We start from the raw sequence: 18,641 nt of genomic DNA, 5'->3' as shown, positions 1-18,641 counted from the left end.
AGCATTTATCGGCGACGCTGACGCAGGCTCATCAGCAGCGCGCCGAAGCCGAGCAGCGCCGTCAGCGCCCACAGCGGCCAGTTGCCAGTGCGGGCGTAAGGGGTCAAGCCGCTGGTGGGCGTCACGGTGGTGGTCAACACCTCGCGGGTAAACTGCGGGATCATCTTCTGAATCTCGCCGCGCGGGCCGATGACGGCGGTAATGCCGTTGTTGGTGCTGCGCAGCAGCGGGCGGGCCAGCTCCAGGGCGCGCATCCGCGCCATCTGGAAGTGTTGCCATGGGCCGATGGACTTGCCGAACCAGGCGTCGTTGGAGATGGTCAGCAGGAAGTCGGTGTCCGGACGGAAGTTATCCCGCACCTGTTCCCCGAGGATGATCTCGTAGCAGATGGCCGCGGTCAGCTTTAGGTTATGCGCCATCAGCTGCGGCTGCACGTAGGGACCGCGGCTGAAGGAGGACATCGGCAGGTCGAAGAATGGCGCCAGCGGACGCAGAATCGACTCCAGCGGTACAAACTCGCCGAACGGCACCAGATGGTTCTTGTTGTAGCGGTTGGTCGAGTCGTAGCGGTACGGGTTATCTTTGCCGAGGGTAATGATGGTGTTGTAGGTGTCGTAGCGGTTCTGCTTATTGAGACGCGCGTCGACGATGCCGGTGATCAGTGAGCTGTCTTTTGCGCGCAGCAGATCGTCCATCATGCTGAGGAACTGCTGCTGGTTGATCTCGAGATCCGGGATCGCCGATTCGGGCCAGATAATCAGCTGCGAGTGGCCGATATGCGGCTGGGTCAGCGTCAGATAGGTTTTCAGAGTGTTAACCAGCTGCTTCTCGTCCCACTTCATGGCCTGCGGGATATCGCCTTGCACCAGCGAGACCTGCGTCGCACGCGCCGGCAGCAGCTGATACCACTGGATATAGCGCAGCGGGAACGGCAGGGCGAACAGCAGCGCGGCAATGACCAGCGGCTTCCCGTTGCGCTGTACGAGGGCCAGGGCCAGCAGGCCGCTTACCATCATCAGCAGGAAGTTGATCGCCTCGACGCCCATTACCGGCGCCAGGCCTTTCAGCGGGCCGTCAATCTGGCTGTAGCCGAATTGCAGCCACGGAAAACCGGTCAGCACCCAGCCGCGCAGGAACTCGGTGATCTGCCAGATGACGGGAGCGGCGATCGCCACCCGCAGCCAGCTGGTTTTGGGCCACAGACGGGCGAGCAGGCCGGCAAACAGGCCGGTGTAGAGCGAGAGATAGGCCGCCAGCAGCACGACGAGGAAGACGTTAACCGGGCCCGGCATACCGCCAAACTGCGCGATACTGACATAGACCCAGTTGATACCCGTGCCGAACAGGCCGAGCCCCCAGAAATAGCCGATGCCGGCGCTTTGCAGCGGGCGGCGGTTGAGGGTTAACGCCTGCAGACCGACCAGCGAAATAATCGCCGCGGGCCAGAAGTCATAAGGTGAAAAAGCCAGCGTTCCGCTGGCTCCGAATAGCAGCGCCAGCAGCAGACGTACGCGCTGACGTTCAAGAAGAGAGGCAAATACCATTTAGGCTAATCGTCCCGTTAATTAACGCCTGTTGCCACAGGCTATGCTGTTTGCCAGCCGGGGGAGGGGACAACCGGGGATCGCCCACGGTCTGTCTCCCGGCTGGCCGTGACCTTCAGCGCCGCCGCTTACTCTTCCAGCTTCGGCTGGGGAGCGTCATCCGGCAGCTTAACATGCACCTGAATGATACGACGACTATCTGCCATTGCTACCTTGAATTGGTAACCATCAATGTCGATAGATTCGCCGCGAGCCGGCAGGTGGCCAAAGGCCTGCATTACCAGTCCGCCAATGGTATCCACTTCTTCATCGCTGAAGTGCGTATCGAAGGCGTCATTGAAGTCTTCGATGGAGGCCAGAGCGCGCACCGTCCAGGTATGGCGGCTCAGCTGGCGGAAATCGATATCTTCTTCTTCGTCGTACTCGTCTTCAATTTCCCCGACGATGAGCTCAAGGATATCCTCGATGGTCACCAGACCGGAGACGCCGCCGAATTCGTCAATAACGATCGCCATATGGTAGCGCTGTGAGCGAAACTCTTTTAGCATGCGGTCGACCCGCTTGCTTTCCGGAACGACAACCGCCGGCCGTAACACTTTTTCCATGCTGAAAGCTTCGGCGTCGCTGCGCATAAACGGCAGCAGATCCTTGGCCATCAGAATCCCTTCGATGTGATCTTTATCTTCACTGATGACCGGGAAGCGCGAGTGGGCGGATTCGATGATGACATCAAGGCACTCGTCCAGCGTCTGATTGCGTTTCAGGGTAATCATTTGTGAACGGGGGATCATAATGTCGCGGACCCGCTGGTCGGCGATATCCATTACCCCTTCGAGCATGTCACGGGTATCTTCATCGATAAGGTCGTTCTGCCCGGAATCACGGATCAGCGCCAGCAGTTCATCGCGGTTTTTCGGTTCCCCGTGAAAGAGCTGGCTGAGTAACAGGGAGAAAAATCCCTTTTTGCTGTTTACTGTGTCACTACTGTGTGAATTGTCGTCGCTCATGGCGTCGTTTGGGTTCTCATGTTGATTTAATGTCGCTCGTCGCGCGTACACTCAGCGCCGGACGGCATGGGTTGCCTGAGGTTCAGGCGGGTAAAATGCATGAACAGCGGCCGGATGAGACGCAAGCGCCGCCATCCGGCAGGGGGCTATTCAGCAATCTTCTCGGAAATGTACGGGTCCTCATAGCCCAGAGCAAGCATTATCTCTGTTTCGAGGGCTTCCATCTCTTCCGCTTCGTCATCTTCGATGTGATCGTAGCCCAGCAGATGCAGGCTGCCGTGAACCACCATATGCGCCCAGTGCGCCTCCAGCGGCTTCCCTTGCTCGCTGGCTTCCTGCTCCACCACCTGACGGCAAATGATCAGATCGCCGAGCAGCGGCATTTCAATCCCCGGCGGCGCTTCAAACGGGAAAGAGAGGACGTTGGTCGGTTTATCCTTGCCGCGATAGGTCAGGTTCAGCTCATGGCTTTCTGCAACGTCGACCAGACGAATCGTTAACTCTGACTCCTCCTGAAACGGCGGAATGACGGCGTCGACCCAGCGTTGAAAAAGGGCTTCGTCCGGCAGGCCGCTGGTCTCTTCGCAGGCCAGCTGTAAATCGAGGATCACCTGACTCATTTTTGCTCCTGTTCCTGGGCTTCGCGTTTGCGCTCGGCGGCCAGTTCTGCTTTACGTTTCTGGTCTGCGGCTTCCCACGCATCATAGGCGTTCACGATGCGGGCAACCACCGGATGGCGGACCACGTCTTCGCTATGGAAGAAGTTGAAGCTGATCTCATCGACTTCCGCCAGCACTTCGATGGCGTGGCGCAGACCGGATTTGGTGCTGCGCGGCAGGTCAATCTGCGTGATGTCGCCGGTGATCACCGCCTTGGAGTTAAAGCCGATGCGGGTCAGGAACATCTTCATCTGCTCGATGGTGGTGTTCTGGCTTTCATCAAGAATGATAAAGGCGTCATTCAGCGTCCGTCCGCGCATATAGGCCAACGGAGCCACTTCGATGACGTTACGCTCAATCAGCTTTTCCACCTTCTCAAAGCCGAGCATCTCGAACAGCGCGTCGTACAGCGGGCGCAGATACGGGTCGACCTTCTGGCTCAGATCGCCGGGCAGGAAGCCGAGCTTTTCGCCCGCCTCGACGGCCGGACGGGTCAGCAGAATGCGGCGGATCTCCTGGCGCTCCAGCGCATCGACCGCCGCCGCCACCGCCAGATAGGTTTTCCCGGTACCTGCCGGACCCACGCCGAAGGTGATGTCGTGATCGAGGATATTGGCGATGTACTGCGCCTGGTTCGGCGTACGCGGTTTGATCACCCCGCGCTTGGTCTTGATATTGACGGCTTTTCCGTACTCCGGCACGCTCTCGGCGCTCTGCTCCAGCACGCGCGCCTCTTTGATCGCCAGATGGATCTGCTCTGGTTCAATATCCTGAATCTGACCGCGCATCGGCGCCGTGTCGACATACAGGCTGCGCAGAATATCGGCGGCGGCGTGCACGCATAGGGCGCGTCCGGTCAGTTTAAAGTGATTGTCACGGCGGTTGATCTCAATGCCTAACCGACGTTCCAGCTGTTTGATGTTGTCGTCAAACGGGCCGCACAGGGCTAACAGGCGTGCGTTATCCGCTGGCTCCAGGGTAATTTCACGAGTGTCTATGTTCAAACTGTTCCTCTTTACGCAGGTGGCCGGACGCGGCGCGTGGCCGGCTAATCAGGAAATTATTTACGTCACAGGAAAATGGCGCAAGCATTGCTGTAGATATAGGGACGGAGAGAGGAATTACAAGGCCTGCCGGAACCGACAGGCCTGAAGGGATCACGGCTGATAGATACCCACGCCAAGATCGTTCTCTTTACGGGTGCGGGCAATCACTGATTCAGGTGATTCAGCGATACGCAGACCCATCTCCGCTTCGGTGCGCACGATTTTGCCGCGCAGCGAGTTGGTGTAAACATCGACAATTTCGACATCCACAAACTTGCCGACGAGGTCCGGGGTGCCTTCAAAGTTGACCACCCGGTTGTTCTCCGTACGTCCGGAAAGCTCCATGATGTTCTTGCGCGACGTGCCTTCCACCAGGATGCGCTGTACCGTGCCGAGCATGCGACGGCTCCAGGCCATCGCCTGTTGGTTGATGCGCTCCTGCAGAATATACAGACGCTGTTTCTTATCAGCATCCGGCACGTCGTCTACCATATCGGCCGCCGGGGTGCCCGGACGGGCGGAGAAGATAAAGCTGTAGCTCATATCGAAATTGACGTCGGCGATAAGCTTCATTGTCTTTTCGAAATCTTCCGTAGTTTCGCCGGGGAAGCCGACGATAAAGTCGGAGCTTATCTGAATATCCGGACGCGCTTCACGCAGCTTGCGAATAATCGCTTTATACTCCAGCGCGGTATGGGTGCGTCCCATCAGGTTCAGCACGCGGTCGGAGCCGCTTTGCACCGGCAGGTGCAGGAAGCTCACCAGCTCCGGCGTATCGCGATAGACGTCGATGATATCGTCGGTAAATTCGATCGGGTGGCTGGTGGTGAAGCGAATGCGGTCGATGCCGTCGATAGCGGCCACCAGGCGCAGCAGATCGGCAAAGCTGCCGGTAGTGCCGTCGTAGTTCTCGCCGCGCCAGGCGTTCACGTTCTGGCCCAGCAGGTTGACTTCACGCACACCCTGCGCCGCCAGTTGGGCGATTTCAAACAGGATATCGTCGCACGGGCGGCTGACTTCTTCTCCGCGGGTGTAGGGCACCACGCAGTAGGTGCAGTATTTATTGCAGCCTTCCATAATCGAGACAAAGGCGGTCGGGCCTTCGGCGCGCGGTTCTGGCAGGCGATCGAATTTTTCAATTTCCGGGAAGCTGATATCAACCACCGGGCTGCGGTTGCCGCGCACGGAGTTAATCATCTCCGGCAGGCGGTGCAGGGTTTGCGGCCCGAAAATAATATCGACATAGTGCGCGCGCTGACGAATATGGTCGCCTTCCTGGGAAGCCACGCAGCCGCCAACGCCAATAATCAGGTCCGGGTTCTTCTCTTTCAGCAGCTTCCAGCGGCCAAGCTGATGGAAAACTTTTTCCTGGGCCTTCTCACGAATTGAGCAGGTATTGAGCAACAGCACATCTGCTTCTTCCGCCACTTCGGTCAGTTGATACCCATGTGTCGCATCCAGCAGATCGGCCATCTTTGATGAATCATACTCGTTCATCTGACAGCCCCAGGTTTTAATATGGAGTTTTTTTGTCATTGACTTGCTCATGCTCAGTAATAGATATCCAAAACGCGGGGATATATACAGGGTGAATTTCGCATTCCAGGGCGCGTATTGTAATGCTTTGGTCGCCCCCTGACCAGTGCGAGCGTTATCACCGCAAGAGGGCGAAAAATCCGGTAAACTTAACGGATTCTGCTTTAAGGATAATAGCCATGACAATTCACGCAACAGATGTCGCCATCGTGGGCGGCGGCATGGTCGGCGGCGCCCTGGCGTTGGGGCTGGCGCAACAGGGATTTACCGTGACGGTGCTTGAGAAAACGGCGCCTCCGGCTTTCGATCCGGCATCCGCCCCGGATGTGCGGATCTCGGCGATCAGCGCGGCCTCGGTCGGCCTGCTGAAAAGCCTTGGCGTCTGGGATGCCGTGCGGGCGATGCGCGTCCACGCTTACCGTCGACTGGAGACCTGGGAGTGGGAGAGCGCCCACGTCGCCTTTGACGCCGCCGAGCTTAAGCTGCCGGAGCTGGGCTATATGGTCGAGAACAAGGTCCTGCAGTGGGGCCTGTGGCAAGCGCTGACGGCGCACGAAGGGGTTACCCTGCGCGTTGGCGGCGAACTGGAGGCGATGCAGCGCGGCGAGGCGGAGACGGCGTTGCGTTTACGCGACGGGGAGACGATCCACGCCCGGCTGGTTATCGGCGCCGACGGCGCCAGCTCTCAGGTGCGGGAGATGGCCGGCATCGGCGTGCATGCCTGGCAATATCAGCAATCCTGTATGCTCATTAGCGTCCAATGCGCCGACGATCCCGGCGACAGCACCTGGCAGCAGTTTACCCCCAGCGGACCGCGCGCTTTCCTGCCGCTGTTCGACAACTGGGCCTCGCTGGTGTGGTATGACGCCCCGGCGCGGATCCGTCAGCTGCAGGGTATGTCCATGCCCCAGCTCCAGCAGGAGATCGCCCGCCATTTCCCGGCGCGTCTCGGGCGGGTGACGCCGCAGGCGGCCGGCGCCTTCCCGCTCACCCGGCGTCATGCGCTGCAGTATGTTCAGCCTGGTCTGGCGCTGGTGGGCGATGCGGCGCACACCATTCATCCGCTGGCGGGGCAGGGGGTTAACCTTGGCTATCGTGATGTCGACGCCCTGCTGGAGGTCCTGACGCAAGCGCGCGGCCGCGGCGAAGAGTGGGCCAGCCTGCCGGTGCTCAAGCGCTACCAGGGGCGGCGGCGGGCGGATAATTTTATTATGCAGTCGGGGATGGATCTGTTTTACGCCGGATTCAGCAATGACCTGGCGCCGGTGCGGATGCTGCGCAATATTGGCCTGATGGCGGCCGAACGCGCCGGGGTGCTGAAGCGTCAGGCGCTGAAGTATGCGTTAGGCTTGTAAACCGGCGTCGCGGGCAGGGGCGTCGTGGAAAGCGCCTGCCCGGCAGTCAGTGATGCGCCAGGATGGCAAAACGCCAATAACAAAAAAGCCCACCGAGGTGGGCTTTTTTGCATTGAAGTGGCTGGGGTACGAGGATTCGAACCTCGGAATGCCGGAATCAGAATCCGGTGCCTTACCGCTTGGCGATACCCCAATTGTCTGTTGCATTTAACCGTCACTATCCCGGTTTTAGCGCAACAGTGCGTTCATTGCTGAACGACTTTTTAATTTGGCTGGGGTACGAGGATTCGAACCTCGGAATGCCGGAATCAGAATCCGGTGCCTTACCGCTTGGCGATACCCCAACAAATTGTTTGCGGATTTATCGATGTGTATCGATACGTCCCGAATATGGTGGCTACGACGGGATTCGAACCTGTGACCCCATCATTATGAGTGATGTGCTCTAACCAGCTGAGCTACGTAGCCAAATTGTCTTACTGTTTCTTCGATGGCTGGGGTACCTGGATTCGAACCAGGGAATGCCGGTATCAAAAACCGGTGCCTTACCGCTTGGCGATACCCCAATACCGTCGCGGTGAACCGCAAATATCGAAGAAATATGGCTGGGGTACCTGGATTCGAACCAGGGAATGCCGGTATCAAAAACCGGTGCCTTACCGCTTGGCGATACCCCATCCGTACAACGCTGACTGGTGAATGGTGCGGGAGGCGAGACTTGAACTCGCACACCTTGCGGCGCCAGAACCTAAATCTGGTGCGTCTACCAATTTCGCCACTCCCGCAAAAAAAGATGGTGGCTACGACGGGATTCGAACCTGTGACCCCATCATTATGAGTGATGTGCTCTAACCAGCTGAGCTACGTAGCCATCTTTTTTTCGCGTAACCTTATCGGCGTTGCGGGGCGCATTATGCGTATTGGGCCTGCGAGCGTCAACCTCTTTTTCAAGGAAAATCGTTGTAATGTGACTGTTTGGTTAGGTTGCGAACAGCTCGCTGCAATAATCGGCAATTATTGGTTATTTATCGTTTTTCAGCGGCATAAATCCCGCAAAAAGAAAACGGACCCCGGAGGGTCCGTTTCGCGTTTCATCGCCTGTCAGGGCTTATTTATAGGCCGACTGGTGGACGCCCACCGCGCGGCCTGACGGATCGTTCATGGTTTTGAACGCTTCATCCCATTCAATGGCTTTGGCAGAAGAGCAGGCCACCGACGGACCGCCAGGGACACACTCCGCCGCGCTTGGCAGCGGGAACAGCTCTTCGAAGATCTCGCGGTACAGATAGCCTTCTTTGGAGGTCGGCGTGTTGTACGGGAAGCGGAAGCTTGCGGTTTCCAGCTGCTGGTCGCTGATCTGTTTCGCGGCCACTTCTTTCAGCGTATCGATCCAGCTATAGCCGACGCCGTCAGAGAATTGCTCCTTCTGACGCCACGCCACGCTGGCCGGCAGATAGGATTCAAAGCATTCGCGCAGCACGTGTTTTTCCATTTTACCGTTGCCGCACATCTTATCCTGCGGGTTGATGCGCATCGCCACGTCGAGGAACTTCTTATCGAGGAACGGCACGCGGGCTTCCACGCCCCAGGCGGACATCGCTTTGTTGGCGCGAGCGCAGTCAAACATATGCAGCGCCTGCAGCTTACGCACCGTCTCTTCGTGCAGTTCTTTGGCGTTCGGCGCCTTATGGAAGTAGAGGTAGCCGCCGAACACTTCGTCTGAGCCTTCGCCGGAAAGCACCATTTTGATGCCCATGGCTTTAATTTTACGTGACATCAGGTACATCGGCGTCGAAGCGCGAATGGTGGTCACATCGTAGGTTTCGATGTGATAGATAACGTCGCGGATCGCATCCAGCCCTTCCTGAACGGTAAAGTGAATTTCATGGTGCACGGTGCCGAGGTGGTTAGCCACTTCCTGCGCCGCTTTCAGGTCGGGAGAGCCTTCCAGACCGACCGCGAAGGAGTGCAGCTGCGGCCACCAGGCTTCGCTACGCTCCTGATCTTCGACGCGACGGGCGGCGAATTTCTTGGTGATGGCGGAGATGACCGAAGAATCAAGGCCGCCGGAGAGCAGCACGCCGTAGGGCACGTCGGACATCAGGTGGCTTTTCACCGACTCTTCCAGCGCCTGGCGCAGCTCGTTCTTATCGGTAACGTTGTCTTTTACCGCGTCGTAATCGAACCAGTCGCGCTGATAGTACTGGCGAATTTCACCGTCTTTGCTCCACAGGTAGCTGCCCGCCGGGAACTCTTTAATGGTGCGGCACACCGGCACCAGGGCTTTCATTTCTGAGGCGACGTAGAAGTTGCCGTGTTCGTCATGGCCCATATACAGCGGAATAATACCGATATGGTCGCGGCCAATTAAGTACGCGTCTTTTTCGCTGTCGTACAGGGCGAAGGCGAACATCCCCTGCAGGTCGTCGAGGAACGCCGGGCCTTTTTCCTGATACAGCGCGAGGATTACTTCGCAGTCGGAGCCGGTCTGGAACTGATAGCGATCGCCATATTCCGCGCGCAGCGCCTGATGGTTGTAGATTTCGCCGTTAACGGCCAGCGCATGGGTTTTTTCGGCGTTGTACAGCGGCTGGGCGCCGGCGTTGACGTCGACAATCGACAGGCGCTCGTGCGCCAGAATCGCTTTGTCGCTGGCATACACGCCAGACCAGTCCGGACCGCGATGGCGCATCAGGCGGGAAAGCTCCAGCGCCTTTTTACGCAGCTCGCCTGCGTCAGTTTTAATATCCAGTACGCCAAAAATAGAACACATAGCCTTCTCCATTACCCTGTCGTGTTTGATGTTGTGCTGGCTTCGTCTCGTGGCGAAGCCTGAGTGCGTGCTTAAGAAAATGCCGTAAAGGGGAAGCCGGCGCAAGGGTTTTACGGCCGGAAAAAGAAAAAACGCAACTGCGATTGTTGAATAGTAAAAAAAGAGTATCTTTTGAACGGCTTTATTGAAGAATACGCAATTATAAGCCGTTTTTATTAGATGGGGGGCTTTTAGCAGGCGTCAGAAATGAACAACCACGTCCTGAGACGTGGCTGGCATTAGAAAATATCGATTTCCGCGACGGAAGGGTAGATCCACGACGGGCGGAACGGCATGCTGTCGATGTCGTCGAGGGTCGAGACGCCGGAGAGCACCAGAATGGTCTCCAGCCCCGCCTGGAAGCCGGCCAGAATGTCGGTGCGCAGATTGTCGCCGACGATCACCGTCTGTTCGGAGTGGGCCTGCATTTTGTTCAGCGCTGAGCGGATGATCCACGGGCTGGGTTTACCGACGTAAAACGGCTTACGGCCGGAGATCTTCTCGATCCCGGCGCACAGGGCGCCGCAGGCCGGGTAGAAGCCGCGACCGTGAGTATCCGGGTTGGTGGCAATGAAGCGGGCGCCATTGGCGACAAAGAAGGCCGCCTTATGCATCATCTCCCAGTTAAAGGAGCGGGTTTCCCCGACGATGACAAAGTCCGGGTTGACATCGGTGATGGTAAAGCCGGCTTTATACAGCTCGTGGATCAGCGCCCCTTCACCCACCACATAGGCTTTCTTGCCTTCCTGGCGGCGCAGAAAATCGGCCGTCGCCATTGCCGAGGTGTAGAAGGCGCTATCCGGCACCTCAATCCCGGCGGTGGCGAAACGGTTCGCCAGATCCTGCCCGGTTTGCGACGGGTAGTTGGTCAGCATCACCAGCGGCATGCCTTTATCGAGGATGCGCTTGATAAACTCGGCAGCGCCGGGAACGGCGACGTTATCGTGCATCAGCACGCCGTCAATATCACAAATTATGTTTTGAATGGTCATGGTGGGTCCAGAATCATTAACAAAGACGAAACTATACGCGTCATCGATGCGGTTTCACACCTCTGACGGGCGATGCCCGCCAGTGACAGAGCGACGCGCTTATCTGTAGAGGGGGGCGATTAGCTCTCAAGCAAGCGCTGCAGCAGCGTGCCATTGAGCATGGCGCGTTTGACCAGCGCGAAGGCGCCAATCGCTGAGCGATGATCGAGGGTGGAGCGCACCACCGGCAGGTTCTTACGAAACGCCTTTAGCGCCTGGGCGTTAATGCAGCCCTCAATGGCCGGGAGCAGCACTTTCTCGGCTTCCACAATTTCGCCGGCGACGACGATTTTTTGCGGATTGAACAGGTTGATGGCGATGGCGATCGTTTTTCCGAGGTGACGCCCTACGTACTCGATCACCTCGCAGGCCAGGGCATCGCCCTTGTTGGCCGCTTTGCAGATGGTTTTGATCGTGCAGTCATCGAGGGTCAGGCGGCTCTGGTAGCCCTGGTCCAGCAGATGGCGAACGCGATGTTCGATGGCGGCGTTCGCCGCGACGGTCTCCAGGCAGCCGAAGTTGCCGCAGTGGCAGCGTTCGCCCAGCGGATCGACCTGAATATGGCCAATTTCGCCCACGTTGCCGTTACGGCCAATAAAAATGCGTCCGTTGGAGATGATCCCCGCCCCGGTGCCGCGGTGCACGCGCACCAGAATGGAGTCTTCGCAGTCCTGGCTTGCGCCAAAATAGTGCTCGGCCAGCGCCAGACTGCGGATATCGTGCCCGACAAAGCAGGTAACGTTGAAGCGTTTTTCCAGCGCCCCGACCAGGCCCCAGTTTTCCACCGCAATGTGCGGCATATAGCGGATCACGCCGCTTTCTGGATCCACCAGCCCCGGCAGGATCACCGAGATGGCGATCAGCTCGCGGATTTTGCGCTGACAGTTTTCGATAAAAGTGGCGATGATATTCAGCAGGGCGTGTTCCAGCGTTTCCTGGGTGCGCTCGGGCAGCGGGAAATGCTCCTCCTCCAGGGTCTTGCTGCTTAAATCATAGAGGGTCAGGGTGGCGTCATAGCGGCCAAGGCGCACGCCAATGGCGTTGAAGTTACGCGTCTCCGCAATGATGGAGATGGCGCGGCGCCCCCCGGTGGAGGCCTGCTGATCGACTTCTTTGATCAGGCCGCGCTCAATAAGCTGACGCGTGATTTTGGTCACGCTGGCAGGGGCAAGCTGGCTTTGTTCCGCGATCTGAATGCGCGAGATAGGCCCATGCTGGTCAATCAGGCGGTACACGGCCGCGCTGTTCAGTTGTTTTACGAGGTCAACGTTACCAATTTGAGCTTGTCCGCCTGCTGTCATACTTTTACTTACTCAGTGACGACCTCGTTACCATTAACGATGGTCTTGGTGATTTTATAATCGCGTGTAAAGGCGGTCAGGTTAGCGACCATACCCGGCGCAATGCTGCCGAGCTGCTTGTCCACACCAATGGCGCGCGCGGGATAGAGCGTCGCCATCCGCAATACTTCGTCCAGCGCCACACCGCAATGCTCAACCAGATTACGCACCCCTTCAATCATGGTCAGGGAAGATCCGCTGAGGGTGCCGTTTTCATCTACGCACAGCCCGTTGCGGTAGTATATTGTTTTCCCGGCAAAAATGAACTGGTCAATATTCGCCCCCGCCGGCGCGGTGGCGTCGGTGACCAGGCACAGTTTGTCGCCTTTCAGGCGCTTGGCGTTGCGCACGTTGGCGTAATCGACGTGCATCCCGTCGACAATAATACCGCAGTAGACATCCGGCTCGTCAAAAATCGCCCCGGCCAGACCCGGTTCGCGGCCGGTAATGTACGGCATTGCATTATACAGGTGGGTGGCGAAGGTAATGCCCGCGCGGAAGCCCACTTTCGCCTCTTTCAGCGTGGCGTTGGAGTGGCCCGCGGAGACGACGATCCCGGCGGCGACCAGTTTGCGGATCACTTCCGGCTCGACGCGCTCAGGGGCGAGGGTCACTTTGGTGATCACATCGGCGTTGTCGCACAGGAAATCGACCAGCGCCGCGTCCGGTTTACGCACGTAGTCGGGATTGTGGGTGCCTTTCTTAACGATATTCAGCCAGGGTCCTTCAAGATGCAGACCCAGCGCCTGGTTCGGGTGCTTTTGCAGGTATTCGCGCATCACGCGGACGCCTTGCTTCATCAGATCGTCGCTGGAGGTAATCAGCGTCGGCAGGAAGCTGGTGCAGCCTGAGCGTTCGTTGGCCTTCTGCATGATCTCCAGCGTTTCGACAGTGACCGCGTCAGGGCTGTCGTTAAACTGCACGCCGCCGCAGCCGTTGAGCTGGACGTCGATAAAACCGGGGGCGAGGATCGCGCCGTTGACTGAGCGCTGCTCGATGTCAGACGGCAAATCTGCCAGCGGACAAAGACGTTCGATAAGGCCATTAGCGATAACAACCGCATGGTCATCGAGAATTTCATGACCGGTATAAACCCGGCCCTGGGTTAATGCATACATTACGACCCCCGGTATATACGTCTCATCAGGCCCGGGAACGTTCGTTTGCCGCCGGCCTGATGATGCATACAAAGAAAAAGATGGTCCCGCGCAAAGTCGCGGGACGCGACTACATTACAGACCTTTAATATTTTCAGCTTCTAATTCGTTGAAATATTTCAGCGTCTTCACTTTCAGCTCCATGGTGGACGGTTCGTCGCAGACGATCACCGCCTTCGGATGCAGCTGCAGACAGGTAATGGTCCACATGTGGTTGACGTTACCTTCAACTGCCGCCTGCAGCGCCAGCGCTTTCTGATGGCCCAGCACCAGAATCATGACTTCTTCTGCATCCAGCAGGGTGCCCACGCCGACGGTCAGCGCATATTTCGGCACCAGATCCACGTCGCCGTCGAAGAAGCGGGAGTTCGCCACACGGGTGTCATGGGTCAGGGTCTTAATACGGGTGCGGGACGCCAGAGAAGAGGCCGGTTCGTTGAACGCGATGTGGCCATCGTTGCCCACGCCGCCCATAAACAGGTGGATTTTACCGTAGGAACGAATTTTTTCTTCATAGCGACGGCATTCCGCATCGATGTCCGGCGCGTTACCATTCAGCAGGTTGATATTTTCTGCCGGAATATCAACGTGGTCAAAGAAATTACGGTGCATGAAGCTATGATAGCTTTCCGGATGCTCTTTCGGCAGGCCAACGTATTCATCCATGTTGAAGGTGACAACGTGTTTGAAGCTAACCTGGCCTGCTTTATGCATTTCAACCAGCGCCTTGTAGGCGGTGAGCGGGGTGCCGCCGGTCGGCAGACCCAGCACGAACGGACGGTCCGCGGTTGGTTTGAATGCATTAATGCGGTTCACGATATGGCGGGCAGCCCATTTACCGACCTGCTCAGCGGTTACCAGGGGGATCAGTCTCATTCTTCACCTCTATAGTTAAAAGTAGAATCTGGCGGATTGGCGCCAGCACTCTGAGGAGAGTATTGCAGCAACTGCGCCGACCGGGGTCAATCCGTGTTGATTTTTTGAATGATAAAATAAGTTTTCGATGTTAGCCAGTCTAAGGGAGGGGTGAATACGATATTTGGTGATAATTATCACAAAAAATACCCGTTTAATTTGCGATACGAATTAATTTTTCACACACTTTGCCGGTAAGTGATAAAACCGACCTTGTTACACAATAAAAAAGTGGCTTTGAAAATGAGCCTCATCGGGGTCTCATAGGGGGAATAAGATGAATATTTTAGGTTTCTTTCAGCGACTGGGTAGGGCGTTACAGCTCCCTATCGCAGTGCTGCCGGTCGCGGCATTGCTGCTGCGTTTCGGGCAACCAGACCTGTTGAATGTACCCTTCATCGCGCAAGCGGGTGGGGCTATCTTCGACAACCTGGCGCTGATCTTTGCTATCGGTGTGGCGTCAAGCTGGTCCAAGGATAACGCCGGTTCTGCGGCGCTGGCCGGTGCAGTAGGTTATTTCGTGATGACCAAAGCGATGGTCACCATCAATCCGGAAATCAACATGGGCGTACTGGCCGGTATCATTACCGGTCTGGTAGCAGGGGCGGTGTACAATCGCTGGGCCGGCATCAAGCTGCCGGACTTCCTGAGCTTCTTCGGCGGCAAACGCTTCGTGCCGATCGCCACCGGCTTCTTCTGTTTGATCCTCGCGGCGCTCTTCGGCTACGTCTGGCCGCCGGTGCAGCACGCTATCCATGCGGGCGGCGAGTGGATCGTTTCCGCAGGGGCGCTGGGTTCCGGTATCTTCGGCTTTATCAACCGTCTGCTGATCCCGACCGGTCTGCATCAGGTGCTGAACACCATCGCCTGGTTCCAGATTGGTGAGTTCACGAACGCCGCAGGCGCCGTGTTCCACGGCGACATCAACCGCTTCTACGCCGGCGACGGCACCGCGGGGATGTTCATGTCCGGCTTCTTCCCGATCATGATGTTTGGTCTGCCGGGCGCGGCGCTGGCGATGTATCTGGCCGCTCCGAAAGCGCGTCGTCCGATGGTGGGCGGTATGCTGCTGTCTGTTGCCATAACCGCGTTCCTGACCGGGGTAACCGAGCCGCTGGAATTCCTGTTCATGTTCCTGGCTCCGCTGCTGTACCTCCTGCACGCGGTACTGACCGGTATCAGCCTGTTCATCGCAACGGCGCTGGGCATTCATGCGGGCTTCTCCTTCTCCGCAGGCGCTATTGACTACGTGCTGATGTACAGCCTGCCGGCCGCCAGCAAAAACGTCTGGATGCTGCTGGTGATGGGCGTGGTGTTCTTCTTCGTCTACTTCCTGCTGTTCAGCGCGGTGATCCGCATGTTCAACCTGAAAACGCCGGGTCGTGAAGACAAAGCCGCTGACGTGGTAACGGAAGAAGCGAACAGCAACACTGAAGAAGGCCTGACCCAGCTGGCGACCAGCTATATCGCCGCGGTGGGCGGAACGGACAACCTGAAAGCGATTGACGCCTGTATCACCCGTCTGCGCCTGACCGTGGGAGATTCGGCGAAAGTCAACGATGCCGCCTGTAAACGTCTCGGCGCGTCCGGGGTGGTGAAACTGAATAAGCAAACCATCCAGGTTATCGTCGGCGCGAAGGCAGAGTCTATCGGCGATGAGATGAAAAAAGTGGTGACCCGCGGCCCGGTAGCGGCAGCGGCAGCCGCGCCGGCTGGCAACGTCGCCACCGCAGCGCCCGCGGCTAAACCGCAGGCGGTAGCGAACGCGAAGACCGTTGAGTCGCTGGTTTCGCCGATTACCGGTGACGTGGTGGCCCTCGAACAGGTGCCGGACGAAGCCTTCGCCAGCAAAGCCGTCGGCGACGGTATCGCGGTGAAACCGACCAGCAACATCGTGGTGGCCCCGGCCGCCGGTACCGTGGTGAAAATTTTCAACACTAACCACGCGTTCTGCCTCGAAACCAACAACGGTGCGGAAATCGTTGTCCACATGGGTATCGACACCGTGGCGCTGGAAGGCAAGGGCTTCAAACGACTGGTTGAAGAGGGCGCGGACGTGAAGGCGGGCGAGCCGATTCTGGAAATGGATCTGGACTTCCTCAACGCCAACGCGCGCTCGATGATTAGCCCGGTGGTCTGCAGCAACAGCGATGACTACAGCGCGCTGGTGATACTGGCGAGCGGTAAGGTTGTTGCCGGCCAGACGCCGCTGTATGAGATTAAAGGCAAGTAAGGCTCCTGAGTTGAGTTTATGCCTCAGCGGCGAAGGGAAACCTTCGCCGCTTTTTTTTGCAGCAATCGGCCCCATAATCCTCTTCTGATACCTATTTTACGTAACTAATAGTTGTCACTACGCCCTGCTTGTAAGATCATGTGCCGTTATACGTTGTTTACGCTTTGAGGAACCCGTGATGAGTGAGGCAGAAGCCCGCCCGACTAACTTTATCCGTCAGATCATTGATGAAGATCTGGCTACCGGTAAGCACACCACCGTTCACACCCGCTTCCCGCCGGAGCCGAACGGTTATCTGCACATTGGCCATGCGAAATCCATCTGCCTGAACTTCGGCATCGCCCAGGATTATCAGGGCCAATGCAACCTGCGTTTCGATGACACCAACCCGGTGAAAGAAGATATCGAATACGTGGAGTCGATTAAAAACGACGTGCAGTGGTTAGGTTTCCACTGGTCCGGGGACGTTTGCTACTCGTCTGATTACTTTGATCAGCTGCATCAGTATGCGGTTGAGCTGATCAACAAAGGCCTGGCCTATGTTGATGAACTCTCTCCTGATGAAATTCGTGAATATCGCGGCACCCTGAAAGCGCCGGGTAAGAACAGCCCGTATCGCGACCGCAGCGTGGAAGAAAACCTGGCGCTGTTCGAAAAAATGCGCAGCGGCGGCTTCGAAGAGGGCAAGGCCTGCCTGCGCGCGAAGATCGATATGGCGTCGCCGTTCATCGTGATGCGCGATCCGGTGCTGTATCGCATTAAGTTCGCTGAGCATCATCAGACCGGCAACAAGTGGTGCATCTACCCGATGTACGACTTCACCCACTGCATCAGCGATGCGCTGGAAGGCATTACCCACTCGCTGTGTACCCTGGAGTTCCAGGACAACCGTCGTCTGTACGACTGGGTGCTGGACAACATCAGCATCCCGGTTCACCCGCGCCAGTACGAATTCTCGCGCCTGAATCTTGAATACACGGTGATGTCCAAGCGTAAGCTGAACCAGCTGGTGACCGAGAAGCACGTGGAAGGTTGGGACGATCCGCGTATGCCGACCATCTCCGGTCTGCGTCGTCGCGGCTACACCGCCGAATCCATCCGCGAATTCTGCAAGCGCATCGGCGTGACCAAGCAGGACAACACCATTGAGATGGCGTCGCTGGAGTCCTGCATTCGCGAAGATCTCAACGAAAACGCGCCGCGCGCGATGGCAGTGATCGATCCGGTGAAACTGGTTATCGAGAACTACCCGCAGGGCGAAAGCGAAATGGTGGCGATGCCGAACCATCCGAACAAGCCGGAGATGGGCAGCCGCGAAGTGCCGTTCAGTGCGGAAATCTGGATCGACCGCGCGGACTTCCGTGAAGAAGCCAACAAGCAGTACAAGCGTCTGGTGCTGGGCAAAGAAGTGCGTCTGCGCAACGCCTACGTCATCAAAGCGGAACGCGTGGAGAAAGATGCCGAAGGCAATATCACCACTATCTTCTGCACCTACGATGCCGACACCCTGAGTAAAGATCCGGCTGATGGCCGCAAGGTCAAAGGCGTGATCCACTGGGTGAGCGCGGCGCATGCGCTGCCGGTAGAGATCCGTCTCTACGATCGCCTGTTCAGCGTACCAAACCCGGGCGCAGCGGAGGATTTCCTCGCGGTGATCAATCCGGAATCGTTGGTGATCAAACAGGGTTACGCGGAGCCGAGCCTGGCGCAGGCGGAAGCGGGTAAAGCTTACCAGTTTGAACGTGAAGGTTACTTCTGCCTCGACAGCCGCTATGCAACCGCAACCAGTCTGGTGTTTAACCGCACCGTCGGTCTGCGCGATACCTGGGCGAAAGCGGGCGAATAACCGTTTCCCTACCGTCAAAGCGCCGCACTCTGCGGCGCTTTTTTTGTTTCAGAATCAGCCAATTACTCTTTTTATTTTCGCGAAGCGAATTAATTCTGTTTCAAACCGGAAATAAATAACGCTTCTGATATTTCCTGTCTCATACAAAAAACCAATGTAA

The 18,641-nt window shown here is 57.4% G+C and carries 13 protein-coding genes and 7 tRNA genes; 3 read left to right on the top strand and 17 right to left on the bottom strand.

Features of this window, described 5'->3' with window-relative positions:
* Window positions 1–5: 5 nt before the first annotated feature.
* The 5 genes from lnt to miaB form a co-directional block, all read right to left on the bottom strand.
* The gene (gene lnt, locus ACOI6Z_RS09940; RefSeq protein ID WP_050532983.1) at window positions 6–1,544 is read right to left on the bottom strand and encodes an apolipoprotein N-acyltransferase; all 1,539 of its coding nucleotides are present in this window, start codon (window positions 1,542–1,544) and stop codon (window positions 6–8) included.
* A gap of 128 nt (window positions 1,545–1,672) precedes the next feature.
* A complete protein-coding gene (gene corC, locus ACOI6Z_RS09935; RefSeq protein WP_004197606.1) occupies window positions 1,673–2,551 on the bottom strand; it encodes a CNNM family magnesium/cobalt transport protein CorC in 879 nt (292 codons plus the stop codon).
* Window positions 2,552–2,697: 146 nt separating this feature from the next.
* Window positions 2,698–3,171, bottom strand: coding sequence for an rRNA maturation RNase YbeY (gene ybeY, locus ACOI6Z_RS09930; RefSeq protein WP_023288844.1), 474 nt, complete (start codon window positions 3,169–3,171; stop codon window positions 2,698–2,700).
* Window positions 3,168–4,214, bottom strand: a complete 1,047-nt coding sequence (locus tag ACOI6Z_RS09925) for a PhoH family protein (protein WP_064081379.1) — start codon at window positions 4,212–4,214, stop codon at window positions 3,168–3,170. The genes ybeY and ACOI6Z_RS09925 overlap by 4 nt, the downstream gene beginning before the upstream one ends.
* Before the next feature lie 153 nt (window positions 4,215–4,367).
* Window positions 4,368–5,792 (bottom strand): tRNA (N6-isopentenyl adenosine(37)-C2)-methylthiotransferase MiaB, encoded by a 1,425-nt coding sequence (miaB, locus tag ACOI6Z_RS09920; RefSeq protein ID WP_004885906.1) that lies wholly within the window; start codon window positions 5,790–5,792, stop codon window positions 4,368–4,370.
* A 179-nt stretch (window positions 5,793–5,971) separates the two neighbouring features.
* On the opposite strand from miaB, the gene ubiF reads away from it, so the two are divergent.
* Window positions 5,972–7,147: a 3-demethoxyubiquinol 3-hydroxylase gene (gene ubiF / locus ACOI6Z_RS09915; protein ID WP_064158161.1), complete on the top strand. Its 1,176-nt coding sequence runs from the start codon at window positions 5,972–5,974 to the stop codon at window positions 7,145–7,147.
* Window positions 7,148–7,265: 118 nt separating this feature from the next.
* Here ubiF and ACOI6Z_RS09910 read toward each other — a convergent pair.
* The 12 genes from ACOI6Z_RS09910 to nagB all read right to left on the bottom strand — a co-directional run bounded on the left by ACOI6Z_RS09910 (window position 7,266) and on the right by nagB (window position 14,363).
* Window positions 7,266–7,340, bottom strand: a tRNA-Gln gene (locus tag ACOI6Z_RS09910).
* A gap of 76 nt (window positions 7,341–7,416) precedes the next feature.
* Window positions 7,417–7,491: transfer RNA gene (locus tag ACOI6Z_RS09905), tRNA-Gln, on the bottom strand.
* A gap of 47 nt (window positions 7,492–7,538) precedes the next feature.
* Window positions 7,539–7,615: transfer RNA gene (locus tag ACOI6Z_RS09900), tRNA-Met, on the bottom strand.
* A gap of 23 nt (window positions 7,616–7,638) precedes the next feature.
* Window positions 7,639–7,713 (bottom strand) — tRNA-Gln (locus ACOI6Z_RS09895).
* A 36-nt stretch (window positions 7,714–7,749) separates the two neighbouring features.
* Window positions 7,750–7,824: transfer RNA gene (locus tag ACOI6Z_RS09890), tRNA-Gln, on the bottom strand.
* A gap of 23 nt (window positions 7,825–7,847) precedes the next feature.
* Window positions 7,848–7,932: transfer RNA gene (locus tag ACOI6Z_RS09885), tRNA-Leu, on the bottom strand.
* Window positions 7,933–7,941: 9 nt separating this feature from the next.
* Window positions 7,942–8,018 (bottom strand) — tRNA-Met (locus tag ACOI6Z_RS09880).
* 237 nt (window positions 8,019–8,255) lie between these two features.
* Complete coding sequence (gene asnB, locus ACOI6Z_RS09875; RefSeq protein WP_004885914.1) at window positions 8,256–9,920, bottom strand: asparagine synthase B; 1,665 nt, start codon at window positions 9,918–9,920, stop codon at window positions 8,256–8,258.
* Window positions 9,921–10,198: 278 nt separating this feature from the next.
* On the bottom strand, window positions 10,199–10,951 hold the full coding sequence (locus ACOI6Z_RS09870) for an HAD-IIA family hydrolase (RefSeq protein ID WP_023288846.1): 753 nt from the start codon (window positions 10,949–10,951) through the stop codon (window positions 10,199–10,201).
* Window positions 10,952–11,070: 119 nt separating this feature from the next.
* Window positions 11,071–12,291 (bottom strand): DNA-binding transcriptional regulator NagC, encoded by a 1,221-nt coding sequence (nagC, locus tag ACOI6Z_RS09865; protein ID WP_032455136.1) that lies wholly within the window; start codon window positions 12,289–12,291, stop codon window positions 11,071–11,073.
* Window positions 12,292–12,299: 8 nt separating this feature from the next.
* A complete protein-coding gene (nagA, locus tag ACOI6Z_RS09860; RefSeq protein ID WP_032455137.1) occupies window positions 12,300–13,448 on the bottom strand; it encodes an N-acetylglucosamine-6-phosphate deacetylase in 1,149 nt (382 codons plus the stop codon).
* Window positions 13,449–13,562: 114 nt separating this feature from the next.
* Window positions 13,563–14,363 carry a glucosamine-6-phosphate deaminase gene (gene nagB, locus ACOI6Z_RS09855; protein ID WP_012542446.1) on the bottom strand — a complete coding sequence of 267 codons (801 nt, stop codon included), beginning with the start codon at window positions 14,361–14,363 and terminating at the stop codon, window positions 13,563–13,565.
* 316 nt (window positions 14,364–14,679) lie between these two features.
* Between nagB and nagE the strand changes: the two genes are divergently transcribed.
* Entirely contained in the window at window positions 14,680–16,635 is a 1,956-nt protein-coding gene (gene nagE, locus ACOI6Z_RS09850; RefSeq protein ID WP_023288849.1) for a PTS N-acetyl glucosamine transporter subunit IIABC, read from the top strand.
* A 178-nt stretch (window positions 16,636–16,813) separates the two neighbouring features.
* Window positions 16,814–18,481, top strand: a complete 1,668-nt coding sequence (glnS, locus tag ACOI6Z_RS09845; RefSeq protein WP_004885933.1) for a glutamine--tRNA ligase — start codon at window positions 16,814–16,816, stop codon at window positions 18,479–18,481.
* Window positions 18,482–18,641 lie beyond the last annotated feature (160 nt).

The sequence above is a fragment of the Klebsiella sp. C239 genome, from assembly GCF_048822715.1.
GTDB classification, from domain to species: domain Bacteria; phylum Pseudomonadota; class Gammaproteobacteria; order Enterobacterales; family Enterobacteriaceae; genus Klebsiella; species Klebsiella quasipneumoniae.
The sequence above is the reverse complement of the archived record's forward strand: the minus strand, read 5'-3'. Positions and strand labels throughout refer to the sequence as shown.

Coding starts and splice junctions, on each gene's coding strand:
- miaB (WP_004885906.1), bottom strand. CDS start 5,792: ATGACAAAAAAACTCCATATTAAAACCTGGGGCTGTCAGATGAACGAG.
- corC (WP_004197606.1), bottom strand. CDS start 2,551: ATGAGCGACGACAATTCACACAGTAGTGACACAGTAAACAGCAAAAAG.
- ybeY (WP_023288844.1), bottom strand. CDS start 3,171: ATGAGTCAGGTGATCCTCGATTTACAGCTGGCCTGCGAAGAGACCAGC.
- nagC (WP_032455136.1), bottom strand. CDS start 12,291: ATGACAGCAGGCGGACAAGCTCAAATTGGTAACGTTGACCTCGTAAAA.
- nagB (WP_012542446.1), bottom strand. CDS start 14,363: ATGAGACTGATCCCCCTGGTAACCGCTGAGCAGGTCGGTAAATGGGCT.
- glnS (WP_004885933.1), top strand. CDS start 16,814: ATGAGTGAGGCAGAAGCCCGCCCGACTAACTTTATCCGTCAGATCATT.
- asnB (WP_004885914.1), bottom strand. CDS start 9,920: ATGTGTTCTATTTTTGGCGTACTGGATATTAAAACTGACGCAGGCGAG.
- ubiF (WP_064158161.1), top strand. CDS start 5,972: ATGACAATTCACGCAACAGATGTCGCCATCGTGGGCGGCGGCATGGTC.
- nagE (WP_023288849.1), top strand. CDS start 14,680: ATGAATATTTTAGGTTTCTTTCAGCGACTGGGTAGGGCGTTACAGCTC.
- lnt (WP_050532983.1), bottom strand. CDS start 1,544: ATGGTATTTGCCTCTCTTCTTGAACGTCAGCGCGTACGTCTGCTGCTG.
- nagA (WP_032455137.1), bottom strand. CDS start 13,448: ATGTATGCATTAACCCAGGGCCGGGTTTATACCGGTCATGAAATTCTC.
- ACOI6Z_RS09870 (WP_023288846.1), bottom strand. CDS start 10,951: ATGACCATTCAAAACATAATTTGTGATATTGACGGCGTGCTGATGCAC.